Annotated in this window: 27 protein-coding genes; 10 read left to right on the forward strand and 17 right to left on the reverse strand. The window is 62.5% G+C overall.

Annotated elements, in window-relative coordinates:
• Positions 1–6 precede the first annotated feature (6 nt).
• The 7 genes from fliM (at position 7) to VNZ65_RS12610 (ending at position 4,191) form a co-directional block, all read left to right on the forward strand.
• Complete coding sequence (gene fliM / locus VNZ65_RS12580; protein WP_325669455.1) at positions 7–1,005, forward strand: flagellar motor switch protein FliM; 999 nt, start codon at positions 7–9, stop codon at positions 1,003–1,005.
• Positions 998–1,426, forward strand: coding sequence for a flagellar motor switch protein FliN (fliN, locus tag VNZ65_RS12585; RefSeq protein WP_325669457.1), 429 nt, complete (start codon positions 998–1,000; stop codon positions 1,424–1,426). Before fliM ends, fliN begins: the two co-directional genes overlap by 8 nt.
• A complete protein-coding gene (gene fliO, locus VNZ65_RS12590; protein WP_325669459.1) occupies positions 1,423–1,872 on the forward strand; it encodes a flagellar biosynthetic protein FliO in 450 nt (149 codons plus the stop codon). Before fliN ends, fliO begins: the two co-directional genes overlap by 4 nt.
• A 70-nt stretch (positions 1,873–1,942) precedes the next feature.
• Positions 1,943–2,722: a flagellar type III secretion system pore protein FliP gene (fliP, locus tag VNZ65_RS12595; protein WP_325669461.1), complete on the forward strand. Its 780-nt coding sequence runs from the start codon at positions 1,943–1,945 to the stop codon at positions 2,720–2,722.
• A 9-nt stretch (positions 2,723–2,731) separates the two neighbouring features.
• Positions 2,732–3,001, forward strand: coding sequence for a flagellar biosynthesis protein FliQ (fliQ, locus tag VNZ65_RS12600; RefSeq protein WP_325669463.1), 270 nt, complete (start codon positions 2,732–2,734; stop codon positions 2,999–3,001).
• Positions 3,001–3,795, forward strand: coding sequence for a flagellar biosynthetic protein FliR (gene fliR, locus VNZ65_RS12605; RefSeq protein WP_325669465.1), 795 nt, complete (start codon positions 3,001–3,003; stop codon positions 3,793–3,795). Before fliQ ends, fliR begins: the two co-directional genes overlap by 1 nt.
• Before the next feature lie 99 nt (positions 3,796–3,894).
• Entirely contained in the window at positions 3,895–4,191 is a 297-nt protein-coding gene (locus VNZ65_RS12610; protein ID WP_325669466.1) for a VF_A0006 family four-cysteine protein, read from the forward strand.
• Positions 4,192–4,220: 29 nt separating this feature from the next.
• Here the strand turns inward: VNZ65_RS12610 and flgL are convergent, their stop codons facing one another.
• The 12 genes from flgL to VNZ65_RS12670 all read right to left on the reverse strand — a co-directional run bounded on the left by flgL (position 4,221) and on the right by VNZ65_RS12670 (position 15,249).
• Positions 4,221–5,432 (reverse strand): flagellar hook-associated protein FlgL, encoded by a 1,212-nt coding sequence (gene flgL / locus VNZ65_RS12615; protein WP_325669468.1) that lies wholly within the window; start codon positions 5,430–5,432, stop codon positions 4,221–4,223.
• A gap of 64 nt (positions 5,433–5,496) precedes the next feature.
• A complete protein-coding gene (gene flgK / locus VNZ65_RS12620; protein WP_325669470.1) occupies positions 5,497–7,470 on the reverse strand; it encodes a flagellar hook-associated protein FlgK in 1,974 nt (657 codons plus the stop codon).
• A gap of 99 nt (positions 7,471–7,569) precedes the next feature.
• The gene (flgJ, locus tag VNZ65_RS12625) at positions 7,570–8,505 is read right to left on the reverse strand and encodes a flagellar assembly peptidoglycan hydrolase FlgJ (protein WP_325669472.1); all 936 of its coding nucleotides are present in this window, start codon (positions 8,503–8,505) and stop codon (positions 7,570–7,572) included.
• A 21-nt stretch (positions 8,506–8,526) separates the two neighbouring features.
• Positions 8,527–9,666, reverse strand: coding sequence for a flagellar basal body P-ring protein FlgI (locus VNZ65_RS12630; protein ID WP_414649114.1), 1,140 nt, complete (start codon positions 9,664–9,666; stop codon positions 8,527–8,529).
• Positions 9,667–9,668: 2 nt separating this feature from the next.
• The gene (locus VNZ65_RS12635; RefSeq protein WP_325669476.1) at positions 9,669–10,337 is read right to left on the reverse strand and encodes a flagellar basal body L-ring protein FlgH; all 669 of its coding nucleotides are present in this window, start codon (positions 10,335–10,337) and stop codon (positions 9,669–9,671) included.
• Between the two features lie 11 nt (positions 10,338–10,348).
• Positions 10,349–11,131 (reverse strand): flagellar basal-body rod protein FlgG, encoded by a 783-nt coding sequence (gene flgG / locus VNZ65_RS12640; protein WP_325669478.1) that lies wholly within the window; start codon positions 11,129–11,131, stop codon positions 10,349–10,351.
• 33 nt (positions 11,132–11,164) lie between these two features.
• On the reverse strand, positions 11,165–11,911 hold the full coding sequence (locus tag VNZ65_RS12645) for a flagellar basal body rod protein FlgF (RefSeq protein WP_325669480.1): 747 nt from the start codon (positions 11,909–11,911) through the stop codon (positions 11,165–11,167).
• A gap of 40 nt (positions 11,912–11,951) precedes the next feature.
• A complete protein-coding gene (flgE, locus tag VNZ65_RS12650) occupies positions 11,952–13,154 on the reverse strand; it encodes a flagellar hook protein FlgE (protein WP_325669482.1) in 1,203 nt (400 codons plus the stop codon).
• A 73-nt stretch (positions 13,155–13,227) separates the two neighbouring features.
• Complete coding sequence (locus VNZ65_RS12655) at positions 13,228–13,890, reverse strand: flagellar hook assembly protein FlgD (RefSeq protein ID WP_325669484.1); 663 nt, start codon at positions 13,888–13,890, stop codon at positions 13,228–13,230.
• Between the two features lie 88 nt (positions 13,891–13,978).
• Positions 13,979–14,386, reverse strand: coding sequence for a flagellar basal body rod protein FlgC (gene flgC / locus VNZ65_RS12660; protein WP_414649119.1), 408 nt, complete (start codon positions 14,384–14,386; stop codon positions 13,979–13,981).
• Positions 14,387–14,461: 75 nt separating this feature from the next.
• Positions 14,462–14,869, reverse strand: a complete 408-nt coding sequence (flgB, locus tag VNZ65_RS12665) for a flagellar basal body rod protein FlgB (RefSeq protein WP_325669488.1) — start codon at positions 14,867–14,869, stop codon at positions 14,462–14,464.
• Between the two features lie 116 nt (positions 14,870–14,985).
• A complete protein-coding gene (locus VNZ65_RS12670) occupies positions 14,986–15,249 on the reverse strand; it encodes a helix-turn-helix transcriptional regulator (protein ID WP_325669490.1) in 264 nt (87 codons plus the stop codon).
• Positions 15,250–15,505: 256 nt separating this feature from the next.
• Between VNZ65_RS12670 and flgA the strand changes: the two genes are divergently transcribed.
• From flgA to VNZ65_RS12685, 3 genes are all read left to right on the forward strand, one after another.
• Positions 15,506–16,204: a flagellar basal body P-ring formation chaperone FlgA gene (gene flgA, locus VNZ65_RS12675; protein WP_325669492.1), complete on the forward strand. Its 699-nt coding sequence runs from the start codon at positions 15,506–15,508 to the stop codon at positions 16,202–16,204.
• A gap of 110 nt (positions 16,205–16,314) precedes the next feature.
• Entirely contained in the window at positions 16,315–16,659 is a 345-nt protein-coding gene (flgM, locus tag VNZ65_RS12680; RefSeq protein ID WP_325669494.1) for a flagellar biosynthesis anti-sigma factor FlgM, read from the forward strand.
• The gene (locus VNZ65_RS12685; protein WP_325669496.1) at positions 16,656–17,114 is read left to right on the forward strand and encodes a flagellar protein FlgN; all 459 of its coding nucleotides are present in this window, start codon (positions 16,656–16,658) and stop codon (positions 17,112–17,114) included. The genes flgM and VNZ65_RS12685 overlap by 4 nt, the downstream gene beginning before the upstream one ends.
• 13 nt (positions 17,115–17,127) lie before the next feature.
• Here VNZ65_RS12685 and VNZ65_RS12690 read toward each other — a convergent pair whose 3' ends face one another.
• From VNZ65_RS12690 to flhA, 5 genes are all read right to left on the reverse strand, one after another.
• Positions 17,128–17,667: a flagellar protein FlhE gene (locus VNZ65_RS12690; RefSeq protein WP_325669498.1), complete on the reverse strand. Its 540-nt coding sequence runs from the start codon at positions 17,665–17,667 to the stop codon at positions 17,128–17,130.
• 1 nt (position 17,668) lies between these two features.
• Positions 17,669–18,412, reverse strand: a complete 744-nt coding sequence (locus VNZ65_RS12695) for an RNA polymerase sigma factor FliA (protein WP_325669500.1) — start codon at positions 18,410–18,412, stop codon at positions 17,669–17,671.
• A 92-nt stretch (positions 18,413–18,504) separates the two neighbouring features.
• Positions 18,505–19,320: a flagellar biosynthesis protein FlhG gene (locus tag VNZ65_RS12700; RefSeq protein ID WP_325669502.1), complete on the reverse strand. Its 816-nt coding sequence runs from the start codon at positions 19,318–19,320 to the stop codon at positions 18,505–18,507.
• A gap of 10 nt (positions 19,321–19,330) precedes the next feature.
• The gene (gene flhF / locus VNZ65_RS12705) at positions 19,331–21,766 is read right to left on the reverse strand and encodes a flagellar biosynthesis protein FlhF (protein ID WP_325669504.1); all 2,436 of its coding nucleotides are present in this window, start codon (positions 21,764–21,766) and stop codon (positions 19,331–19,333) included.
• Positions 21,763–23,823: a flagellar biosynthesis protein FlhA gene (flhA, locus tag VNZ65_RS12710; protein ID WP_325669604.1), complete on the reverse strand. Its 2,061-nt coding sequence runs from the start codon at positions 23,821–23,823 to the stop codon at positions 21,763–21,765. The genes flhF and flhA overlap by 4 nt, the downstream gene beginning before the upstream one ends.
• Positions 23,824–23,841 lie beyond the last annotated feature (18 nt).

Genomic DNA, 23,841 nt, shown 5'->3' on the forward strand with positions numbered 1-23,841 from the left:
TCATCCATGGCTTATGAACAGCTGCTGTCGCAAGACGAGGTAGATGCCCTGCTGCAGGGTGTCACCGGCGAGACTGACGCGGCGGCGGCGCCGCCCAGTGCGGATGGCGTGCAAGCCTACAACCTGGGCACCCAGGAACGCATCGTGCGCGGCCGCATGCATACGCTGGAGATCATCAACGAGCGCTTTGCACGGCAGCTGCGCAGCTCCCTGTTCAATTTCATGCGCCGCAGTCCCGATATTTCAGTCGGCGCAGTGCATGTGCAAAAGTACAGCGAATTCATCCGCCACCTGCCGGTGCCTGCCAACATCAATCTGCTGCACATGAAACCCTTGCGCGGCACGGCGCTGTTCGTGTTCGATCCGAATCTGGTGTTCCTGGTGGTCGACAACCTGTTCGGCGGCGATGGCCGCTTTCACATGCGGGTCGAAGGCCGCGATTTCACCCAGACCGAGCAGCGCATCATCACCCGCTTGCTGAACCTGGCGCTGGAGAGCTACGGCAGCGCCTGGAATCCGATCTATCCGCTTGAATTCGAATACCTGCGGGCGGAAATGCATACCAAGTTCGCCAATATCGCCACGCCCAACGAAGTGGTGGTGAACACTACCTTCCACATCGAATTCGGTCCGATCGGCGGCGCCTTGCATATCTGCATTCCCTATTCGATGATCGAGCCGATCCGCGACCTGCTGTCGAATCCGGTGCAGGACGAAGTGGAAATCGACAAGCGCTGGGTCAAGCAGCTGTCACAGCAAGTGCAAAGCGCGGACGTGCAGTTGAAGGTCGATTTCATGCAGATTGCCTCCACCATCGGCCAGCTGCTGAAGCTCAAGGCCGGCGACGTGCTGCCGATAGAGATGCCGGAGACCATCCTCGCCAAGGTCGACGGCGTGCCGGTCATGGAATGCGGCTACGGCACCTCCAACGGCCGTTATGCGCTGCGGGTCGAAAAGATGATCAATCACCGCGAACATGATTTAAAGGGAAATGACAATGAGTGATGACAACAAGCCGGACCCAAACACCGAAGCCGAAGACGACTGGGCCAGCGCGCTGGCGGCTCAGACCGCCGCCTCGCAGCCTGCTGCGGCGGCTCCTTCCGCTGCAGCCGCCAGCCCGGTGTTCCAGCCCCTGAGCGGCGAGGCCAAGGAAGTGGCCAAGACCGACATCGACATGATCCTCGACATTCCGGTGCAGATGACGGCCGAACTGGGCCGCACCCGTATCACCATCAAGAACCTGCTGCAGCTGGCGCAGGGGTCCGTGGTGGAACTGGACGGGCTGGCCGGCGAACCGATGGACGTACTGATCAACGGCTACCTGATCGCCCAGGGCGAGGTGGTGGTGGTCAACGATAAATTCGGCATCCGCCTGACCGACATCATCACGCCTTCCGAACGCATCCATAAGCTGAACCGATGAAAGCCGCATTCACGCTGCGGCCGGGGCTGTTATTGCTGGCCACCGTCGCCACGCCGCCGGCAGCCGCAGCGGCGCCGATCGTAGCGGCCTGGGGCGCCACCGGCCTGCTGCAGACCGCAAGCGGCCTGGCCGTGGTGATCGCGCTGATTTTCCTGTGCGCGTGGGCGGCGCGCCGGCTCGGACTGCAAAAACACAATAGCGGCCGCCTGGTGAAAATCGTCGCCAGCACCGCCCTCGGCCAGCGCGAGCGCATCGTCGTGGTGGAAATCGGCGGCACCTGGCTGGCGCTGGGCGTGACGCCGGGGCAAATCCAGTCTCTGCACAGCATGCCGGCGCAAGAACTGGCGGAAGAACCCAGGCTGCCGGTCCGCCAAGGCGCTCTCGCCGCTGGCGCCGCCGCCAGCCTGTTCGCGCAGAAACTGCGTGAATCGCTGGCAAAAAAATGACTGCGGCCGGCTGATCCCGTCCTGCGCAAGACGAGTGCTTCATCAAACCATTTTCACACTGACAGGCAGCATGCGTCCTCTTTCTTATCTCGCGCAACAGCGCAAACTGCTGCCGGCGCTGCTGCCGGCGCTGCTGCTGGCGCTCAGCCTGCTGCCGGCCGTCGCCGCTGCCCAGGCGCTGCCCGGCATCACCAGCACGACCGGCCCCGGCGGCAGCCAGACCTGGTCGCTCAGCGTCCAGACCATGCTGCTGCTGACTTCGCTGTCCTTCCTGCCGGCGCTGCTGCTGTCGATGACCAGCTTCACCCGCATCATCATCGTGCTCGGCCTGCTGCGCACCGCCATCGGCGCCCAGAGTTCGCCACCCAACCAGATCCTGGTCGGGCTTGCCCTGTTTCTCACCTTCTTCGTCATGTCGCCGGTTTTCGACAAGGCTTACAGCGACGCCTATAAGCCCTTTGCCGACAACAAGATCAGCGCCGAGCAGGCGCTCGACAAGGGTATCCAGCCGTTCAAGCAGTTCATGCTGAAACAGACCCGCGAAGGCGATCTGGCGCTGTTCGCCAAGCTGGCGCAGACGCCGCAGATGCAAGGGCCGGAAGAAGTGCCGCTGCGTATCCTGGTGCCGGCGTTTGTCATCAGCGAGCTGAAGACCGCCTTCCAGATCGGCTTCACCATCTTCATCCCTTTCCTGATCGTCGACCTGGTGGTGGCCAGCGTGCTGATGTCGATGGGCATGATGATGGTGCCGCCCGCCACCATTTCCTTGCCGTTCAAACTGATGCTGTTCGTGCTGGTCGACGGCTGGCAGCTGCTGATCGGCGCCCTGGCGCAAAGCTTCTACACCTGAGGATGCAAGATGACTCCTGAATCGGTAATGGCGATCGGCTTCCAGGCCATGAAAATGACTCTGCTGCTGGGTGCGCCGCTGCTACTGGTAGCCCTGGTCACAGGCCTGATCATCAGCCTGTTCCAGGCCGCCACCCAGATCAATGAAATGACCCTGTCCTTCATTCCTAAACTACTGGCGGTGTGCGCCACCATGGTGATCGCCGGGCCGTGGATGCTGAACGCCATCCTCGACTACATGCGCCAGCTGTTTTCCAGCATTCCCCATATGGTCGGCTGATGTCGCCGGTACTGTCCGTCACTTCCGCTCAGCTGGGCGCCTGGATCGTCGCCTTCGTCTGGCCGTTCGTGCGCATGCTTGCGCTGATCAGTAGCAGTCCGGTATTCGGCGAAAAGAAAGTCACGCGCCAGGTCAAGGTCGCCCTCGCCGCCTTGCTGGCGATCGCCATCGCTCCTACCCTAGGTCCCATGCCGGCAGTGCCCCTGTTCTCCGCCGGCGGCGTCTGGATCCTGATCCAGCAAGTCCTGATCGGCTCCGCCATGGGTTTTTCGATGCGCCTGGTGTTCGCCGCGGTGCAAGCCGCCGGCGACTATGCCGGTCTGCAGATGGGCTTGTCGTTCGCCTCCTTCTTCGACCCCAACAGCGGCGGCAACACCATGGTGCTGTCCAGCCTGCTGAACATGCTGGCGATGCTGATCTTCCTGGCGGCCGACGGCCATCTGATGGTGATCAGCACTTTGGTGGAAAGCTTCCACGTACTGCCGGTTTCCGATGCGTCGCTGGCGGCAGAAGGCTGGCATCTGCTGGCGCTGGCCGGCGCCAACGTATTTTCCGCGGCGCTGATGCTGGCGCTGCCGCTGATCGGCGCGCTGCTGACCTTGAACCTGGCGATGGGAATCTTAAATCGCGCCTCGCCGCAGCTGAGCATCTTTGCGGTGGGATTTCCCTTGACGCTGCTGGGCGGGATCCTGATGCTGCAGCAGCTGATGCCGCACCTGGCGCCGTTCATGGAACGGCAGTTTGCACTTGGGCTGGCGAACATGCTGCAGGTGGCGCAAGCGTTGCGGCCCTGAACCCGGTTCTTCATCAAAAATTAATCTAAATGCAATTGCACGCCGCCTGCCGCTATGTATACTCTGGATTTCCCGACTTTTACGTCCGACGAGAAGCCCATGAAATATTCGACCTACGCCTTGTTAGCCATGATGACGCTTTCGCCATTGCCCGCCGTAGCATTCGATACCCAGCAATATGACGAGTGCGTGCTGCAATACCTGCGAAATGCCAAATCCGGCCAGGCCTCGGACATGATCGTCAACGCCTGCCGCAAGCTGTACAAGGAAGGCGCTTTCCTGCAAAGCGCTGAGAGGACCTACCAGGCTTGTCTATTGCAGAATCTGCCCGGCGTGGAAAACGACCAGGCCGCGCAGTATATTGCGGCAGCCTGCCAGAGACGCAGTCAGCAGTAAACCGTCGCCACACTGCGTGCCTTGAAATATTACAAGTAATTAAGCAGCGAAATCTTCCGGATCTGCACAAATGTCTGCTGTGTCGCCTGCAGGGCCATCTGGCGCTGGTACAGCTCAGTGATGGCGCTGGTGTAGTCCAGGTCCTGGATATCCGACAGATAGCTTTTGTCCGACAAATTACGTGCATCGCCGTTGGCGCTGAGCGTATCCAGCTCCTGCATGCGCGAGCCGACCGATGAGCGCACCGTCAGCACGTTGTCGAGCGAGTTGGAGAGTTTGACGTTGGCTGTACTGAGCGAATTCAGCAGCTGCGCCTTGGCGGCCGGAGTGCCGTTATCGACAGGCGTCCGCAATGCGCCGATCAAGTCTTTCAGCGCCCCGAACATGTCGGGATTGGCGTTCTTTGCGGTATTGGTATTGAAACTGTCGCCGACGGCAGGCGTACCGGTCAGCGTGATCTGCAGCCCGCCGAACTGGATCGGCGTACCCGCGGTGTAAGTACCCGTAGTGACCTTCGGTGGCGTGTCTGAATTGGTTACGGTGTAGCTGGTCGGTGAGGTGAAGGCAATCGCAAAATTCTTGCCGAAATCGGGATTGGTGGCGTCGATCACGGTGGTCGCACCGTAGACGCCGTCGCCGCTATTGGCCGCTGAAGAAGTCGTTACATACCCCGCCCCACCCTGTGCGCTCTGGAAGATGCTGCGGCCATCGTCGCTGCCGGCCATCTGCCGTGAAACATCCACCTGCAACAGCTGCTGGCCCTGGTCGCCGACATACTGCACGCCGCCGCCGGCCTGCTGCACGAATGGCGCGCTGCCGCTCTTGAAGCCGGCGAACAGGAACTGGCCATTGCCATCGTCGGTATTCGCCAGGCCCAGCAACTGGTCATAGGTGCTTTGCAAGGCGGTGGCGACCGAACCGCGGTCGGCGTCGCTCATGGTGGCGTTACCGGCCAGCACGATCTGCCCCTTGATATTCTGCAGCAGCGTGGTGACGCTTTGCAAGGCATTGTCTTCCAGCCCCAGCGTACGGTTGGCCTGGGCGCGGCTGGCGGAATACTGGTCGTTGAGCGAGATCGACTGCGACGCGCTCAAGGCGCGCGTGGCGCCCAGCGGATCGTCGGACGGCGTCAGGATCTTGCTCATGGCGCCGATCTGCTGCTGCACCCGCAGCAGGCTGGTTTGCTGGGAACCCATCGCGGACAGGCTCTGATCATAAAACGACTGGGTACTGATACGCATCTTGTTCTCCTTGACTACAGCTTATCTGCTCAGGATCTCGCGGTCCCGGCAATCTTGTCCGGCATTAGCCGGCAATCCCGAGGATGGCGTCGAACATGGTTGAGGCCGTCTGGATCACCTTGGCATTGGCCTGGTACATTTGCTGGTACATCAGCAGATTGGCGGTTTCTTCATCCTGGTTGACGCCCGAGACCGACTGCTGGGCCGCCTTGATCTGCGCCGCCAGGCTGGTTTGTGCGGTATTGGCGATGGTGATCTGGTTAGCCTTGTTGCCGATGCTGCTGACCAGCTGGCCATACGCGTCGGTGTAGCTGGCGGTGCCGCCGGCCAGGGTCTTCTTGTTTTGCAGTGCACCCAGCGCCAGCGCATTGCTGCCGTCGGAGACGCCGCCGATATTAGGCTTGAGCGTGAAGCTGTCGCCATTCACCGGTGCGCCGCTGATGCTGGCGCTGATGCCGCCGAAACTGTAGGAGGCGCCGGTGGTGTAGCTGACGCTGGCGCCTGCCGCATAATTGACTACCGTGCCGTCCGGATTGGTGACCTTGACGGCAGCAGTGGCCGGAAAGCCGGACAGGCTCGGCGGCGCGGTAGTGCTGTCGTACTTCAGCGTCACCGGTGCGGCCAGGGGTGCGCCCAGATAGCTGCTGTCGATCTTGGCAGGACCGATAGTGGCACTCCCCTGATTGCCGGCGGCCCTTTCGCTGACGACTGGCGAAGCCGCCGCCACCTTGGCAGGATCGGTCACCAGCACATTCAGGTCGCGGGCGCCGGTGCGGGTCGGCTGCACCAGGAAGGAATCGCCGATAGCCGGCGTGCCGCTGGCGGCCTGCAGCGACACGCCATCAAAGGTCACCGGCAAGCTGGCGTAATTGCCCAGCACCTTGTTGTCGGACAAGCGCGTCACTGAATATTGCGGGCTGCCGGCGACATTCACATAGTCGACCCGGTAATCGCTGGTGGTCAGCTGGCTGGTGTCGCTGAACGAAGACGTTAGCGCCAGGTTGCCGGTATTGCGGGCATTGCCGATCACCGCGGGACTGGCTTGCGAAAAGAAGTCCTGGCCGGCAGCGCCGTTCAGGTCAATGCCCAGCTTGTGCTGGGCATTGAAAGAATCGGCCAGGCCGATCGCCATCCGTCCCAGCGCATTCTGGGCATCGCCGAGAGTCTGATTGCGGAACTGCATCAGGCCGCCCAGCGAACCGCCGGTAAACACGCTGTCCTGCATTTCGACAGCGACGCCGGCGGCGTTCACCAGCGCCACCGAAGTCCGGTTGGGATCGGCGGCGGAAGTCACCGCTTTCAAGGCCGAGGCCTTATCGCCCAGCACCAGCGTCTGGCCGCTGCCGATGAAGACGTTGTACTGACCGCCATCCTGCACCACCACCTTGGTCGCCACCAGTTGTCCGAGGCTGTTCACCAGGCTGTCGCGCTGGTCCAGCAGGTCATTCGGGGCCTGGCCGCCGGCGGCGTTGCTCAGCAGCGCGATCTGCTTGTTGATATTGGCGATCTGGGTGGCGTAGGTATTGATCTGGCTGACCGATCCCGAGATCTGGTCGTTGACATTCGCGTTCAGGCCGCTCAGCACGCCGCTCATGGTGCGGAACTGGTTGGCCAGCGCCTGGCTGCTGCTGATCAGCTGCTGGCGCGCGGCCGGATCGGCCGGCGTATTGGCGACCGCCTGCACGCCCTTGAACATGGTTTGCAGCATCGGCGCCAGGCCGGTGGTCTGGTTGGCCAGCAGGTTATTGATCTGGTTGATCTGCGCCGAGTAGGTGCCGAGCGACTGGTTGGTCGATTGCGCCTGGTTCAGCTGCGAAGTCAGGAACTGATCGTAGCTGCGGCTGACATCGACCACTTGCGCTCCAGTGCCGAAAAAGCCGACGCTAGGCGTATAGATGCCGCCGGCGGAAACGATCTGCGCCGTCTGCCGGCTGTAGCCCGGCGTGTTCACATTGGCGGTGTTATGGCCGGTCGTCACCAATGCTGCCTGGGCCGCATTGAGGCCGCTGAGGCCGGTATAAAACATGCTGTTCGCCATACATTCTTCCTCTAAGAAGGCAACCGCCCGGCATCGCCGCCAGGCTCACTCAAGATATAACGGCAGCAGCCTTGGAAATTTTAGGTTTTTCGATGAAATCTAGATAATCTGCTTGAGAATCCGCACCAGTTTCTCGCCGTACTGCGGGTCGGTGGCATAGCCGGCCCGCTGCAGGCCGTGCGCCGCTTCGGCCGGATCGCGCGCTGCCACCACCTGGGCGTAGCGTGGATTGCCGGTCAGGAAGCGGGCGTAATCGGTGAACGCTTCGTCGTAAGACCCATAGGCGCGGAACAGCGCCTTGGTCCGACGTGGCGCACCGTCCACGTATTCAGTCGTCACGGCTTCCACTACCGGCCCTTTCCAGGCCTTGCCGGCCTTGATGCCGAACAGGTTATGGCTGGCGCTGCCATCGGCGCCCTTGATCTCGCGCTTGCCCCAGCCGGATTCCAGCGCCGCCTGCGCCAGGATCAGCTGCGACGGCACGCCGCTGGCGCGGCTGGCGGCCTGCGCCGATGCGCTCATGCGCGCCAGGAACTGGTCGACCTGGGATTGCGTATTGCCGGCGCCGGCACGGCCGGAACGGTAGTCGGCGGCTTCGTACAGCGATAGATTCTGAACCACTGGCGGATTCGGGTTGACCGCAGGCGTCGACAGCCCCTGCAGGCCAGCCGGCATTTTGCTAAGCGGCGACGGCTGCTGCGAAGAATCCACGGCGCGGCTAAGCTGGGCCTGCATTGCTTCCGCCAGACCAAGGCCGCGTCCGGACAGGTTTTGCGCCAGCTGCTGATCCAGCATCGAGGTGTACATCTTTTCCTGCTGGCTGTCGAACATGCCGTCCGACGGCGTCGCCTCGCGCATGCTCTTCAGCACCATCTGCATGAACATCGCTTCGAACTGGCGCGACACCTGTTTCAAGCCATCCTGCGGTGAATTCCGGGTAGTCCGGCGCAATGCGTCGACACTTTGCACATCGAGCGCAAAGCGCTGGTCAAGGTCGCCGCTGCGGCTGCTATCGAGAGGACCGGAAATGCTCATGCTTATGCCTTAAATCCTGCCTTAGATGATTTCAAGTTCGGCACGCAAGGCGCCGGCGGCCTTCATCGCCTGCAGGATAGACACCAGGTCCTGCGGATTGGCCCCCAGCGTATTCAGCCCCTTGACCACGTCCGCCAGCGATGCTCCGTTCTTCACCACCTGCAACGCGCCGCCGGCCTGGTTCAACTGGATTTGCGAGGTTTGCGTAACCACTGTGCTGCCGCCGGAAAACGGCCCGGGCTGGCTGATCACCGGCTGGGTATTGATCACCACCGACAAATTGCCGTGCGCTACCGCACAATCCAGCACGCGCACAGTCTGGTTCATCACCACCGAGCCCGTGCGGGCGTTGATGACCACCCGCGCCACCGCCTGCGCCGGCGTCACCTCGAGATTTTCCATGCGCGCCAGGAAGCCGACACGGGCTTCCGGCTGGGCCGGCGCGCGCACCTGTATCACGCGTGCATCGAGGGCGCTGGCGGTGCCCTCGCCGAAGCTGCGGTTGATAGCGTCGACCGCTTTTTGCACAGTGCCGAAATCGGAAACATTCAGTTCCAGTGTCAGCGTACCGGCCTCGCCCAGCGGCGACGCCACGGCGCGTTCAACGATGGCGCCGGCTGGAATCCGGCCCGAGCTCAGCTGGTTGATCTGTACCTTGCTGCCATTGGCCGATGCGCCGGCGCCGCCGACCACCATGTTGCCCTGGGCGATCGCGTAGACCATGCCGTCGGCACCTTTCAGCGGCGTCATCAGCAAGGTGCCGCCGCGCAAGCTCTTAGCGTTGCCCATGGAAGACACCGTAACGTCGATGTTCTGTCCCGGCCGCGCAAACGACGGCAGGGTCGCCGTCACCATCACCGCGGCCACGTTCTTCAGTTGCATGTTGGTGCCCGGCGCCATCGAGATGCCGAGCTGCGACAGCATGTTGTTCAGGGTCTGGGTGGTGAACGGCGTCTGCATGGTCTGGTCGCCGCTGCCGTCCAGGCCGACCATCAGGCCGTAGCCGATCAGCGGATTGTCGCGCACGCCCTGGACGCTGGCCAGCTCCTTGAGCCGCTCGGCGTGCGCCGCAGGCGATCCGCAGACAGCAAACAGCATACCGCCGCATAGCAAGGCAAGACGGGATCGGCGGGACAGGAAACGCGGGATGAGTGCTAGCATGGTCAGAACGGTAAGACGTTGAGGAAGAAACGCTGCAGCCAGCCCATGGTCTGCGCTTCGTCGATATAGCCCTTGGCGCTGTATTCGATCCTGGCGTCCGCCACCTGGGTCGAGGCCACGCTGTTGTTGCCGCTGACGGTGCGCGGATTGACTACGCCGGAAAAACGGATGAACTCGGTTCCCTGGTTGATCATCATCTGCTTTTCGCCGCTGACGATCAGGTTGCCGTTGCCCAGCACTTCGGTGACGGTGACGGTGATCACGCCGTTGAAAGTGTTGGCTGCGTTGGCGCCGCCCTTGGCAGTCAAGGCATTGTTCGCCTTGGCTTCGGTATCGAGGTTGCCGAACAGGCCGCCGAACAGTTTCGGTATCGCCGTCAGCGCACTGCTGGTGCTGCCGTTGCGGCTGGCGTTAGCGGCGGAATTCTTGCTGGCGTTGACGTTCTCGCTGACGATGATGGTCAGGATATCGCCGACATTGCGCGGCCGACGGTCTTCAAACAAAGCCTGGCTGCTGAAGCCGGATTGATAGATGGCGCCGTTGACCGGCGCCGCGGGCCGCACTTCGGCGCGCGCCGTCATCGGTTGCTGCACCAGCGGTTCGCGCGGCAGCTGCGCGCAACCGCCCAGCAGCGTCGCCAGCAGCAAGCCGTTCAGGCATTGTTTCAACATCGGCGCCGTCATTACAACTGGGTCAGGCGCTGCAGCATCTGGTCGGATGTGCTGACCGCCTTGCTGTTGATTTCATACGAACGCTGGGTCTGGATCATGTTCACCAGTTCTTCCACCACATTCACATTGGACGACTCGACATAACCCTGGCTAAGCGTGCCGGCGCCGTTCTGGCCTGGCGTGCTCTGGTTAGCGGTGCCGGAAGCATTGGTTTCGGTGTACAGGTTTTCACCGTTGCTTTGCAAACCGGTGGAATTGAGGAAAGTGGCCAGCTGGATCTGCCCGACCTGGACGCTGGCGGTGCTGCCGGCCTGCGTCACCGACACCGTGCCGTCCTTGGCGATGGTCATGCTGGTGGCATTTTGCGGAATCGTGATGGCCGGCTGCACCGGATAGCCGCTGGCGGTCACCAGCTGGCCGGTCGAATCGGACTGGAACGAACCGTCGCGCGTGTAGGCGGTGGTGCCGTCCGGCATTTGCACCTGGAAGAAGCCGTCGCCGGTGATCGCCACATCCTTGCTGTTATCGGTCTTGGTCGGATTGCCCTGGGTATGGATGCGTTCGGTCGCCACCAGCCGCACGCCGGTGCCGATCTGCAGACCGGACGGCAAGTTGGTCTGGTCCGAAGTCTGGCCGCCGACCTGGCGCAGGTTCTGGTACATCAGATCCTCGAACACCGCGCGGCTGCGCTTGAAGCCGGTAGTGCCGACGTTGGCCAGGTTATTCGAAATCACATCCAGCTGCTGCTGTTGCGCGTCGAGGCCGCTCTTGGCGATGGAAAGGGAACGCATCATGGTAAAACTCCTGTCTGGAAAATTAACTGGTCGCTAGCTGGTGATGCTCAGCAGCTGGTTGGCGCGCTGGTCGTTTTCGTCGGCGCTCTTGACCGCCTTCATCTGCATCTCGAAACTGCGGGCATTAGCGATCATGTCCACCATGGCCGACACCGGATTGACGTTGCTGCCTTCGATCGCGCCGGTCTGCAGGGTCACCGCCGGATCGGCCTCCGCCGCTGCCACGCCGGGGCGCATGCGGAACAGGCCGTCATCGCCGCGCTGCAGATCGCCGGCAGCCGGGTTGACCAGCTTCAGGCGTCCTACCTGCGCCACATTGGTGGCCGGATCGCCGGCGCCGATCGCGCTCACCAGGCCATCGCTGGAAATCATCACGGCGGCGCCTGGCGGCACCGCCATCGGACCGGCGTCGCCGATGACCGGCAATTTATCCATGGTCATCAACTGACCGTCGGCGCCCACCTGCAGGTTGCCGACGCGGGTATAAGCTTCGTTGCCATTGGCAGTCTGCACCGTCAGCCAGCCGTCGCCGCGCACGGCCACGTCCAGCGGCCGGCCGGTTTCCGTCAGCGCACCGGTCTTCATGTCGGAACCAGGAGTCGAGGTCACCACGAAGGCGCGCGTAGCGGCTTCGCTGCCGACTACCGGCACCGCGCGGAAGCTGTTGAGCTGGGCACGGAAGCCCGGCGTCGACACGTTCGCCATATTATTTGCCACCGACGCCTGCTGTTCCATGGCCTGCTTGGCGCCGCTCATGGCGATATAGATCATGCGGTCCATGCTTGCTCCCCTATCCCGTTCACCTTAAGGAAGACCGTCATCAGCGCATGCTCACCAGGGTCTGCATCACCTGGTCCTGGGTCTTCACGGTCTGCGCATTCGCCTGGTAAGTACGCTGCGCGATGATCATGTTGACCAGTTCCGCGGTGAGGTCAACGTTGGAAGATTCCAGCGCACCAGAAGTCAGGGCGCCGACCTTGGTGCCGACACCGGGCGAACCGACCAGCGGCTGGCCGGAAGCGGCGGTTTCCGACCAGACGTTGCCGCCCTTGGATTGCAAGCCGTCCGGATTGGCGAACGACGCCAGCACGATCTGGCCCAGGGTCTTGGTCTGTTCGTTGGAATACTTGCCGATCACGGTGCCGTCCTGGCCGATGGCAAACGCTGTCAGCACGCCTGAGGTATAGCCATCCTGGGTCTGCTTGGAGACCACATTATCGTTGCCGAACTGCGTGGTGCCCGTCAGGTTCACGGTAAAGCTCAGCGGCGCGGCGCCATTCGCCAGCGGCGTCGCGGCCGGCGTCAAGATGCCGTTGGCCGGCGTCAGCATCTTGCCGGCGGAATCGAATGTCAGCGCGCCGATCTTGCTGCTGGCGCCGCCATCCACGGTCTGGTAAACGTCCCAGCCGTTGGCGCCGGTCTTGACGAAGAAATTGGTGATTTCGTGCGGATTGCCCAGCGAATCGAAGCCATTGACGGCGTTCTGGTAATTGAAGCTGGTGGAATCGGTGGCGCTGAAAGGCGTGGTGACCGGCACCGTGCTGCGCGAATCGATGTTGTACTGGGTATTTATCTTGGTTGTGGCATTCGGCGTCATCGCCGCCGACGGCAACTGAAACGGCGTCGGCGAGCCGCCGGCAATGCTGCCGTTGGCGTTCACCTGATAGCCGGTCAAGCGCAAGCCGCCGGAATTGACGATGTAATTGTCATTGTCCTTGGTGAACTGGCCATTGCGCGAGTACGACACTTCGCCGGACGGGCTGGCCAGGCGGAAGAAGCCGTCGCCGTTGGTGATCGCCACATCCAGCGCGCGCGTGCTGCTCTGCACCGCGCCTTGCGTGAAATTCTGCGATACGCCGGCAACCTGGGTTCCCAGTCCCACCCGCGAGCCTGCATAGACGTCGGCAAACACCACGCTGCCAGCCTTGAAACCGACGGTGCCCGAGTTGGCAACGTTATTACCGATCACATCGAGATTACTGGAACTGGCATTCAGTCCGCTTACGCCTTGTGCAAAACCCATGATTCTCTCCTTTGGAAATCAATTCACAGCTACTGGCGCCGGCACTTCCGGTCACCGAGGCCGGCAGCCGAATTTATAGAAACTGCTTGACGTCGCCCAGCGCTGCCGTTCCGGCTGCGCCCAGGTTCAGGGTGACCCCGCTGGCGGTCTGCGCCACGCTGGCTACCTGTGAATAAGTCAGGGTATTGGCGGCGACCGATTTGCCAGCGCTGGCGGCCACCACGCTGATCTTGTAGCTGCCGTTGCCCAACGCTACTCCGGTGTCGCTCTTGCCGTCCCACGACAAGGTCTTGGTGCCCTGCGGCAGCGCGCCGGCGTCGATGGTGCGCACGGTATTGCCGGCGGCATCGGTGACGGTGACCTTGACCGTATCGGCAGCACCCCGCATGTCGAGTCCGAAGGAGGTTGCGGCATTGTCCTTGAGGTTGATGCTGCTGCCGGGAGTCAGCACGGTGCGGCCGATCAGCGATGCTGCCTGCAAGGTCTGGCTGGAACCGCTCTGATCGACCAGCGACTGCAAGGTGGAATTCAGTTTTTCGATGCCGCTGACGGTGCTCATCTGCGCCAGCTGCGAAGTCAGCTCGGCGTTGTCCAGGGGATTGAGCGGATCCTGGTTGTTCAATTGCGTCACCAGCAATTTGAGAAAGCGCTGCTCCTGGTCGGAACTGCTGGATGCTGCACCCGCCAGCGCGCCCGCAGCGCTATTGTCGGTACCTGAAACGCCTGAAACTGCCATGATGGTTCTCTCCTGATACGGTGACCGCTGAGCGGCGATTAAATCCTGGTCTTGCGCAAGTTTGTCCTGCGCAGATTCTTACTGTTCCTTACTGGCCGATGGTGAGCGTCTTCAGCATCATGGTCTTGGCAGTGTTCAATACTTCGACATTGGCCTGGTAGGAACGCGAGGCGGAAATCATGTTGACCATCTCTTCCACCACATTGACGTTCGGCATGGCGACATAGCCGTCGGCGTTCGCCAGCGGATGCTTGGGGTCGTACACCATTTTCAGGGGCGACTGATCCTCGATCACGCCGGCCACCTGGACGCCGCCGACCGCGGTCGACGAATCCTGCTGGTCGCCGGCGGCCACCGCAAACACTACTTGCTTGGCGCGATACGGCTGGCCGTCGGGACCGGAGACGCTGTCGGCGTTGGCCAGGTTGCTGGCGGTGACGTTCATGCGTTGCGATTGCGCGCTCATGGCCGAACCGGCGACGTCGAAAATGTTCATGGATACATTGGAAATTGGCATCTCTGGTTCCTCGCGACGGTGACCGCCGCATGACTGCTTTGCTTCTTTATCGCCTTACTGCTGGACCGCCGACAGCAAGGACTTGATCTGAGCGCCTATAATGGTCAGGCCGGATTCGTAGTGGACCGCGTTGTCGGTGAAATTGACGCGCTCGACATCCATTTCCACGGTATTGCCGTCAATGCTGGATTGGGTCGGCACCCGGTACAGCAGGTCGGGATCGCTGCGGATGCTGGCTTCCCCCTGTAGGTGCCGCGCCGACGTCGTGCTCATGCTCACGGATTGTGCCTGGCGGCCTTGTTCCATGGCCTGCGACAGGCTGCTGCTGAAATCGAAATCGCGCGCCTTGTAGCCGGGCGTGTCGGCATGGGCAATGTTCGACGACAAAACTTCTTGCCGCCGCGCCCGCAAGTTCAGCGCTTCCTGCTGAAACCGCAATGCTGCATCCAGTTTGTCTACCATCTTGCACCTGCCTTCAACAGACCTTTTGATGAAAGCGATTATAGGCAGCCGCTCAGCACGGCAATCGCCGGAACAGGCGGGAGATTCGGCCTCAATTTAAAACTGCAGGCAATCCATTAAACGTCCGGCAGGTACCTGGCGAATTCGTCGAAGCTCAGGCGATAGCCGTTCAGCACCCGCTTGATGGTGGAGCCGCTGGGATCGACCACCCTGCCGGTTTCCAGCTTGCTCAGCACAGGCACGGACAGGCCGCAGCGCCGATGCATTGCCGTCAGCGATATTCTTTTGCCATTCTCGTCGGTCTGGTTCATGCGTATCTGCCGCAAATATCCCGCCAGCGTGGCCGGCGGATCTTCTTTCAATTCATGCATGTTCGCCATTGAATATCCTTGGTTTACGGCTGCCTGCCGGCGTCTCCGGGCCGGCACGGCAAATCGCCGCAAAACATTATTAGGCACCGGAGCCGGCGCCAATGGCTGAAACAAGGCGCAAATCGCAATCCAGTTCCGCGCTTGGGCTCGGCCGCTTCATGGCTAGAATCTGGTAGTGCTCGGATATTCCGCAGCAAGCCATTGAAGCTGGCGTATACAGGAAATGGCTGGCGCCGCCGCTTCTGTTGAACAAGGAAGAATGCATATGCATGCCGCAATCTCTGCACTGGGCTTGGCGATGCTCATCACCGTCAGCCAGCCAGCCCATGCCAGGGCGGCCGAACTCGGCGGCGACGCCAAACCGGTCATCGAACAGTTCTTGCTGGAACAGGCCAAGGGCTTGCCGGGCAAGGTCAGCATCCGCATCGACACGCCGATGTCAGGGCCCCTGCCCGCCTGCGATGCGCCGCAGCCGTTCCTGCCGAATGGCGCCCGCCTGTGGGGCCGGGTCTCGGTCGGCGTACGCTGCAACGGCGAAGGTGCGGCCGCGTGGGTCCGCTTTCTGCCTGCTTACATCGCGGTGGCGGGAAACTACTACGTCGCCGGCCGCCAGATCAATCCCGGTGAAACGCTGGGCCCGGCCGATCTGCAGCTGCGCCAGGGCGACCTGAGCAGCTTGCCGCGCGGCGTCGTCACCAGCCCGCAGCAGGCAAACGGCATGGTTTCCTCCAACCGGATCGCCATGGGGGCGCCGCTGCGGGCAGAGCTGCTGAAGGCAAGCAATGTCATCCAGCAGGGGCAGAACGTCAAGGTGCAGTCGCAGGGGTCAGGCTTTATAGTCAGCACCGAGGCCAGGGCGATGACGAATGCCGCCGCAGGCGTTGCCATCCAGGTCAGGACCCAGGCCGGACAGATGCTGAGTGGCATAGCGCGCGCGGACGGTTCGGTAGAATTGCCAAACTAGCGTTACCTGCAAAACCCATGAAACACGGCGCTGCGGCGCTTTTTTGACAAAAACCTAAAGTTTCAGCGCAGACTGCCGTTATAGCTTACAGATCCCTTAGAGGAATTATCTTGAAAATCGATCAACCCACAAAGCCACTGAATAGTGTGTCGAACCAAGCCAATGTGGCGCCTAACAAGGACAGCGTGCCGCGCGCCGCTTCCACAGACGCCGCTGCCACCGGCGTCGCCAGCAGCGCCAGCCCGCCCATGCCCGCCGCCTTGAATTCTCTGGCGGCCCAGGTACGGCAATTGCAGACGCAATTGCTGCAGCCGGGAGCAGGCGATTTCGATGCCGCCAAGGTGGCCGAGATACGCCAGGCCATCAGCGAGGGCCGCTATCAGATCAATCCCGAAAAAATCGCCGACGGCTTGCTGGACACCGTGCGCGACCTGCTGAGCAAGAAACCGTCATGAATGGCGCCTTGTTCAGGCAGCTGCAACAGGAACGGGTCGTCATGGACAACTTTTTGGAATTGCTGGACCAGGAAGCCGAAGCGCTGATCCAGAGCCGCTTCGACGACCTGCAACTGATCACCGAACGCAAGGCGCAACTGGCCGAGCGCATCAACGCCCTGGAACAGGAACGTGAACGCCAGCAGCGGCAAGCCGGCTATGCGCTGACACGGGAAGGCGGCGATGCCGCCGCCGCGGCCGGCGGCAACGAGCTGCAAACGCTCTGGCATGAACTGCTGGCACGTGCCGCCCAGGCGCGCGAAAACAATCATCGCAACGGCATCATGATCCACACGCATCTGGATTTCGTACGCCGGTCAATCAACTTCTTGCGCGCCCACGGCCAATCGCTGTATGGCGCCGACGGCAAGCATCAGATCGGTCTCGGCAACGGCCACAGCCTGGCGTCAGGCTGAGCGCCCGCAGCGTTCATTGGTAGTTGACGATGACCTGGCTGCCTGATCCCTGCAATGCAGGCGTCAACGCGCCGCGGCCGGCTATCACGAATGCAAACGCAAAATTCGACCAGCCGCTGTCGCCGGCAAAGGCCGTGGTGCTGCCGCTGGCGCCGTCCAGGGCCACGCATCTGGCGTAATTGCACAAGTAAGCACGGGCGCCGGCCGGCGGCGCACTGAGAAAGGAATACTGCCAGCTGACTCTGTGCGTACGCGAAACCGGCGTTACGCCACTGCCAACCGGCACGATCTGCGCCGTTTGATAAGCGACCCCGCGCTGGAACATGGCTGGCGCCGCGGCGCTGCCGCTCCACGAACCAGTGATCTGGCTGCCAGCGCCGGTGTTGCTGTCCAGTCGCACTGCGCCTTGGCCGCCCGATACCCCTGGATTGCGTTGCAGATAAGTGTCGAGCGTAATGGCCGCCGCCGGCCGCTCCTGCGCGGCGACGATGGATGCCGCCAGCCAGATGCCAAAGCCTAGCCATTGCAGGGTGTTCGTCCGTTTTGCTTTCATCTCAGGCCGCTTCGCTCCAGCTGTGTTCGCTCAGGCGCGCCCGTAGACGGCTGATGGCCTGACTGTGCAGCTGGCAGACACGCGACTGGCTGACTTCCAGCACGGCGCCGATCTCGCGCAGATTCATTTCCTGTTCGTAGTACAAGCTGAGCAGCAGGCGCTCGCGCTCCGGCATCATTGCAATGGCGTCCACCAGCAGCTGCCGCATGCCGCTGTCCAGCAGCCTCTGCAATGGGTCGTTGTCGCGCTTGCTCTCGGCCGAGCCATGCTGGCGGTCGAGAAACGCATTTTCGCCGCCGTCGCCTTCGCAGTCTTCGTAGTACAGCAGCTGCGAACCGTGAATTTCCTGCAATAGGCGCTGGTAGTCCTCCAGCGATAACTGCATGGCCTGAGCGATTTCGCGTTCGCTTGGCGCCCGCGCCAGCCTTTGTTCCAGCATCTGTACTGCTGCATCGACGCTGCGCGAAGACTGCCGCAGGCCACGCGAGAGCCAGTCGTTGGCGCGCAATTCGTCCAGCATGGCGCCGCGGATGCGCTGGCTGGCATAGGTTTCAAACTGCGCCCCCTGGTCTTCCTGAAAACGGTTGGCGGCGTCCAGCAAACCCAGCATGCCAGCCTGGATCATGTCGTCCAGCTCGACGCTGGCCGGCAGCTTTGCAATCAATTGCAAAGCCAGGCGACGCACCAGCGGCGCATGCTTGGCCAGCGTATCGGATTTGTCGATTCTTCCCTGTGCTGTATACATGACAGATTCCTTTTCCTGCTTTACTGTGCGCTTACTAAGCGGTCAGATATCGATAAATGACATCGTATTTTTCATCAATGCGTACACCAGCCTCAGGCGACGCGCAACGGCTGGCGCGGCCATTGCAAGAGCTGGGCTGCAATCCGCCGCAAATCGATCGCCGCCGCGCTGGTCTGGAACGCTTCGACCACGTTCAACTTCAGCCGCTGGGCATGCATCAGCTGTGGATCCGCAGCCACGCAACCGGCCGGCTCCAGCGCCAGCCCCAGATAGCGGCAGCCGGCGGCGGACAGGTTGGCCAGCACGCGCTGCGTCTCCGGCGCCGCCGCGCCGCCCACGGCCTGATTGAGCACGATCCGCAGCTGCTGCAACGCATGCGCGTAATGCAATTGCTTGATGCACGCATAGGCTGCCGTAATCGATGCTGCCTGTGGCCTCAGCACCACCAGCACGTGGTCGGCCTGCGCCGCCAGCGCCGACAGAGCGCCGTGTTCATCAGGCCTGGCGTCGATCAGGATCACCTGCCCGCGAAAGCAGTCGCGTATATCGGCCTGCGGCGGCCGACCTGGGCCCGCCGGCAGCAGCAATGCGCCGCAACTCATGCGCCCGGCAGCGGCGTCGATGGACGATGCGCCAGCCGCAACCTGATGCCAGTTGCCGGGCGGCGGCGTGGCTTTGGCGGCGGCCGTGCAGCGCGCCGTCGCCGAGTTCATACCTTCGTGTTCATCCAGCAGCAACACCTCTTGTCCTTGCTGCACCAGCGCTGCCGCCAGATTCATGATCACGCTGGTGACGCCGACCTGATGGCCGCTGCCAATCAGCGCTACCACCCGCGCCGCCTGCTTGCCGGCATGTTGCGCCATCAGGCAGCGCAAACCGTCTGCCTGGTCGCTGACTACCTTGTTCAAAACTGCCTCCTCACCCTGGCAGCTCGGCCAGGTTAGCTGTCGGCGCCAGGCCAGGTGCGCTTTCTGCATCCAGCGCCAAAGCGTCAAGCAATGTCACCAGCTTGCCGAAGCCCTCAAGCAAAACCGCCGCGGCGGCGGCATTGAATGCACCGGAGCGGATGCGATAGCCGGCCAGTTGCGCCAACATGGCACGCGCCGGTGCGGCCCAAGATTCCTGCCTATGCGCCAGCCGCCAGATAGTCGTGCCTGCCTGCCCCACGGCCAGCAACCGCTTTTGCATGCTGCTGTCGCCCGGCTCCATGCAGGCGCCCAGTTGCCGGATCGCTTGTTTCTGCATTTTGTAGAATGGCTCTGCCGTCTTCTGCCAGCACGACCAGACGCTCATCTGGGCAGCGCTGACGTCGGCAGGGAGATTCGACAACAGCTTGATATCGGCAAGCAGCTTGCCGCTGTGCTGGTCGACGATGCGCACAAACACGCAGCGCAAGCCAGGCAAGGACCGACCATCCTGTCCCCTGATGCTCAGGACAACATTGCTCTCTGCCAGCGACCGCAGCGCGGCCTTGCCTTTGTAGAGCATCGACTGCTGCGCTCCGAAAACCTGGTGCGAGGCAAGTTTCGCCAGGGTTGCCGTGGCATCGCCATCAAGCACACGGGCAGTACCGCGAATGCGCGCCAGCCACAGCAATGCGCCCGGCTGCCACGACTGCATCAGCCGTGCGGACGGCGCCTTGTCGAGCAGATGCACTACAGGTTTGCCGAACTCCTGCTGCTGCAGCCACGCCATCTGCCGCAACAGCGGCGCAGCCAGCGGCGTGCCACTGGCGGTCGTGGTTGACAGCAACTGATGCGGCGCCGCCAGCGGCACGCCGCTGCGGTCCGACAACAGTACGCCGGTCTGCAGGCAATAAGCATCGCCGCTGCGGCTGGCGTGCAGATTGCTGCGGCCGCTGATAGCCAGCACGTAGCTAGCGCATGCAGTCGCGATTTCCGCGCGGGCTTGCTGCAGCAGCGTTTGTTCCAGCGTCTTGCAGCTGACAGCATCCTCCGCCATATAGCGCCATAATTCACAACTGCCACCGAAACCGATTTCGCCGTTCGCCAGCGCCGCCGCATTGGCCGCCAACTCTTCGGCGTCATGCGCCAGCACCCGGATCAGCTGCTGGCATTGGCTGCGCAGACGTTCCGCGGTGACGCTTTGCGCAGCGGCCAGGGTTGCCGCCGCGGCCAGTTCGCTATCGTTGCCAAGGGCCGCCGGCAGCTCGCCCAGATCGGCTTCGCCCGGAACGAACAGCGCGCTGCGGCTGGCGCTCTGGAATACGCTCTCGACCAGTTGCAAACGCTGCGCGGTCATCAGGTTCTCCGGCACTTTCTGGCCGGACGATACGTAATGCACCGGCAAGCGATGACGGATCACCGTATCCAGCAAAGCGCCCGGATGGGTGGCTTCATCGGTCTTGGTAAAGATACAGCCGGCCAGCTGGTTGCCGCCAGCGCTGTCCTTGTAGGCGTGCACCACTTCGTTCAAGGTATCCCCATGGCTGGCGGCGTTCAGCAGCAGCAGGCGCTTGACCGGCCGCCCGGCGCCGCACAGCATGGCGACCTGTTCGGAAACGCTGCGGTCGCGCTGGCTCTTGCCGACGGTATCGATCAGCACCATGTGCTTGTCTTGCAAATCGTCCAGCGCCAGCCGCAAATCGGCCGCGTCCTTCACCGCATGGACCGAGACGCCGAGAATCTTGCCGTAGATGCGCAACTGCTCGAAGGCGCCGATACGGTAGCTGTCGGTGGTCAGCAAGGCCAGCTTGTCGGCGCCGAAGCGCATCACGCAGCGTGCCGCCAGCTTGGCGGTGGTGGTGGTCTTGCCAACCCCGGTCGGTCCCATCAAGGCGTAGACACCGCCCTGCTCCATCAAGGCATCTTCGTCTTCCAGCACAGGCAGCTTGCGCGCCAGCTCGGCCTTGACCCAGGCCATGCCGGAAGCGAAGTTCAGGCCGGTAGGCAAATGATCGAGCATGGCTTTCGCCAGGCTGGCGCTGAAGCCCGCGCCCAGCAGGGTACGCAGCAAATGGCCACGGACCGGATCGCGCCGCTGCTTGTCGTTCCAGACCAGTCCCGCCAACTGTTCTTCGATCATGCCCCGCATCGAATGGATTTCGCTGATAACGCTAACTTCGCTCTCTTTGCTGAAGACGGCAGGCTGGCTGGCGTCTGGCGCCAGCGCCGGCACTTGCGGCGCAAGCAGCGTGGCTGGAGCTGCTGGCGGCATGACGGTCGGCGCGCCATCGCCGGCGGCCATTTCCAGCATGGCGACGATTTCTGCGCCGGCGACGGTAGCGCGGCTTGACACAATGATCGCGTCCGGCCCCAGCTGTTCGCGCACCAGGCGCAGGGCTTCACGGCTGGAGGGAGCGACGATGGTGATGCGGCTGGTGGGAGTGTTCAAGCCTTGCCTCCGATTGTGGCGGTTACTTTGATATTGCGTGTGTCAGGGATTTCGGCATGCGACAGCACTTTGAGCTGCGGCAGGCTGCGCCGCAGGAAGCGCGCCAGCAGCACCCGCAGCGGATGCTGCACCACCAGCACCGGCGCCAGGCCGAACTGTTCCTGGCGCGCGATCGCAGTCTGGGTCTGCGTCAGCAAGCTGTCGGCCAGGCCGGGCTCGAGGCCGCTACCGTTGGTCAGCGCCTGCAGCAGCACCCGGTCCAGCGAACCATCGAGGCCGATCACCTGCAGCTCGCCGTTGCCGGGAAATAGCTGCTGCGTGATGGCCCGGCCCAGCGCCAGGCGCACCAGCGAAGTCAGTTCGCCAGCATCGCTGACCGCCGCGCCGTGCTCCACCAGCACATCCAGGATGGTCCGCATGTCGCGGATCGAGACGTCTTCATCCAGCAGGTTCTGCAAGACCTTCTGCAGCGTGGTCAACGACAGGATCTTCGGTACCAGGTCTTCGATCAGCTTGGGCGTTTCCTTGCCTACCCGGTCCAGCAGCTGCTGCACTTCCTGGCGTCCCAGCAATTCAGCCGAATGGATATGGATCAGATGGTTCAGGTGAGTGGCGATCACGGTGCTGGCATCGACCACGGTGTAGCCGTAGATCTGGGCCTGCTCGCGCATGGCGTTGTCGATCCAGAATGCCGGCAGGCCAAAGGCCGGATCCGTGGTCTGCGTGCCGGGCAAGACGGCGCTGACCTGGCCCGGGTTGATTGCCATCCACTGTCCCGGCCAGGCTTCGCCGCTGGCGATTTCGACGCCCTTGAGCGTGATCACGTAGGAATTCGGCTTGAGCTCCAGGTTGTCGCGGATATGCACCACCGGCACCAGGAAGCCGATGTCCTGGGCGAACTTCTTGCGGATGCTTTTGATGCGTCCCAGCAGCTCGCCGTTCTGGCTGCGGTCAACCAGCGAAATCAGGCGGTAGCCGACTTCCAGGCCGAGCGGATCGACCAGCGCCACGTCGTCCCAGCTGGCGTCGGCAGGTTCCGCGGCGGCAGCGGAAGGCGGCGGCGCCTTGGCGGCATATTCCGCCGCCGCTGTCTTTTGCAGCAAGCGCCGTCCCAGATACACCAGGCCGCCGGCAATGATCAGGAAAGCCACATGAGGCATGCCCGGCACCAGTCCCATCAGGCCAATGATGCCGGCAGTCAGGAACAGCACCTGCGGATTGGAAAACAGCTGTCCCATCAGCTGCTGGCCGACATCTTCGTCGGTCGTCACGCGCGAAACGATGACGCCGGCGGCGGTAGAAATCACCAGCGCCGGGATCTGCGCCACCAGGCCGTCGCCGATGGTCAGCAAGGTATAGTTCTTGGCAGCTACCGAAATATCCAGGCCATGCTGAGCGACGCCGACGATCAGGCCGCCGACCACGTTGATCACCATGATCAGCAAGCCGGCCACGGCATCGCCACGGACGAACTTGCTGGCGCCGTCCATGGAGCCGTAGAAGTCGGCTTCCTGCGCCACTTCCGCGCGGCGCTTGCGCGCCACATCCTCGCCGATGAGGCCGGCATTGAGGTCGGCATCGATCGCCATCTGCTTGCCCGGCATCGCATCCAGCGTGAAGCGGGCGCCAACTTCGGCGATGCGGCCGGCGCCCTTGGTGATGACCATGAAATTGATCACTACCAGGATCACGAACACCACGATGCCGACTGCAAAGTTGCCGCCCACCAGGAAGTGGCCGAAGGCTTCGATCACCTTGCCGGCGGCGTCCGGCCCGGTATGTCCTTCCAGCAGCACCACGCGGGTGGAAGCGACATTGAGCGACAGGCGCAGCAAGGTAGAAAACAGCAGCACTGCCGGAAAGGCGGCGAAATCCAGCGCTTTCATGGTGTACATGCTGACCAGCAGCACCATCACCGAGAGCGCGATGTTGAAGGTAAACAACAGGTCGAGCAGGAATGGCGGCAAGGGCAGGATCATCATGCCGAGAATCATGATGATCAGCACCGGGCCGGCCATCCCCTTGACGCTATTGCCCGCCAATACGGCTGCCGCCATGCGCGGCAAGGAACTGAT

This window comes from Collimonas sp. (assembly GCF_035566555.1).
GTDB lineage: Bacteria > Pseudomonadota > Gammaproteobacteria > Burkholderiales > Burkholderiaceae_D > Collimonas.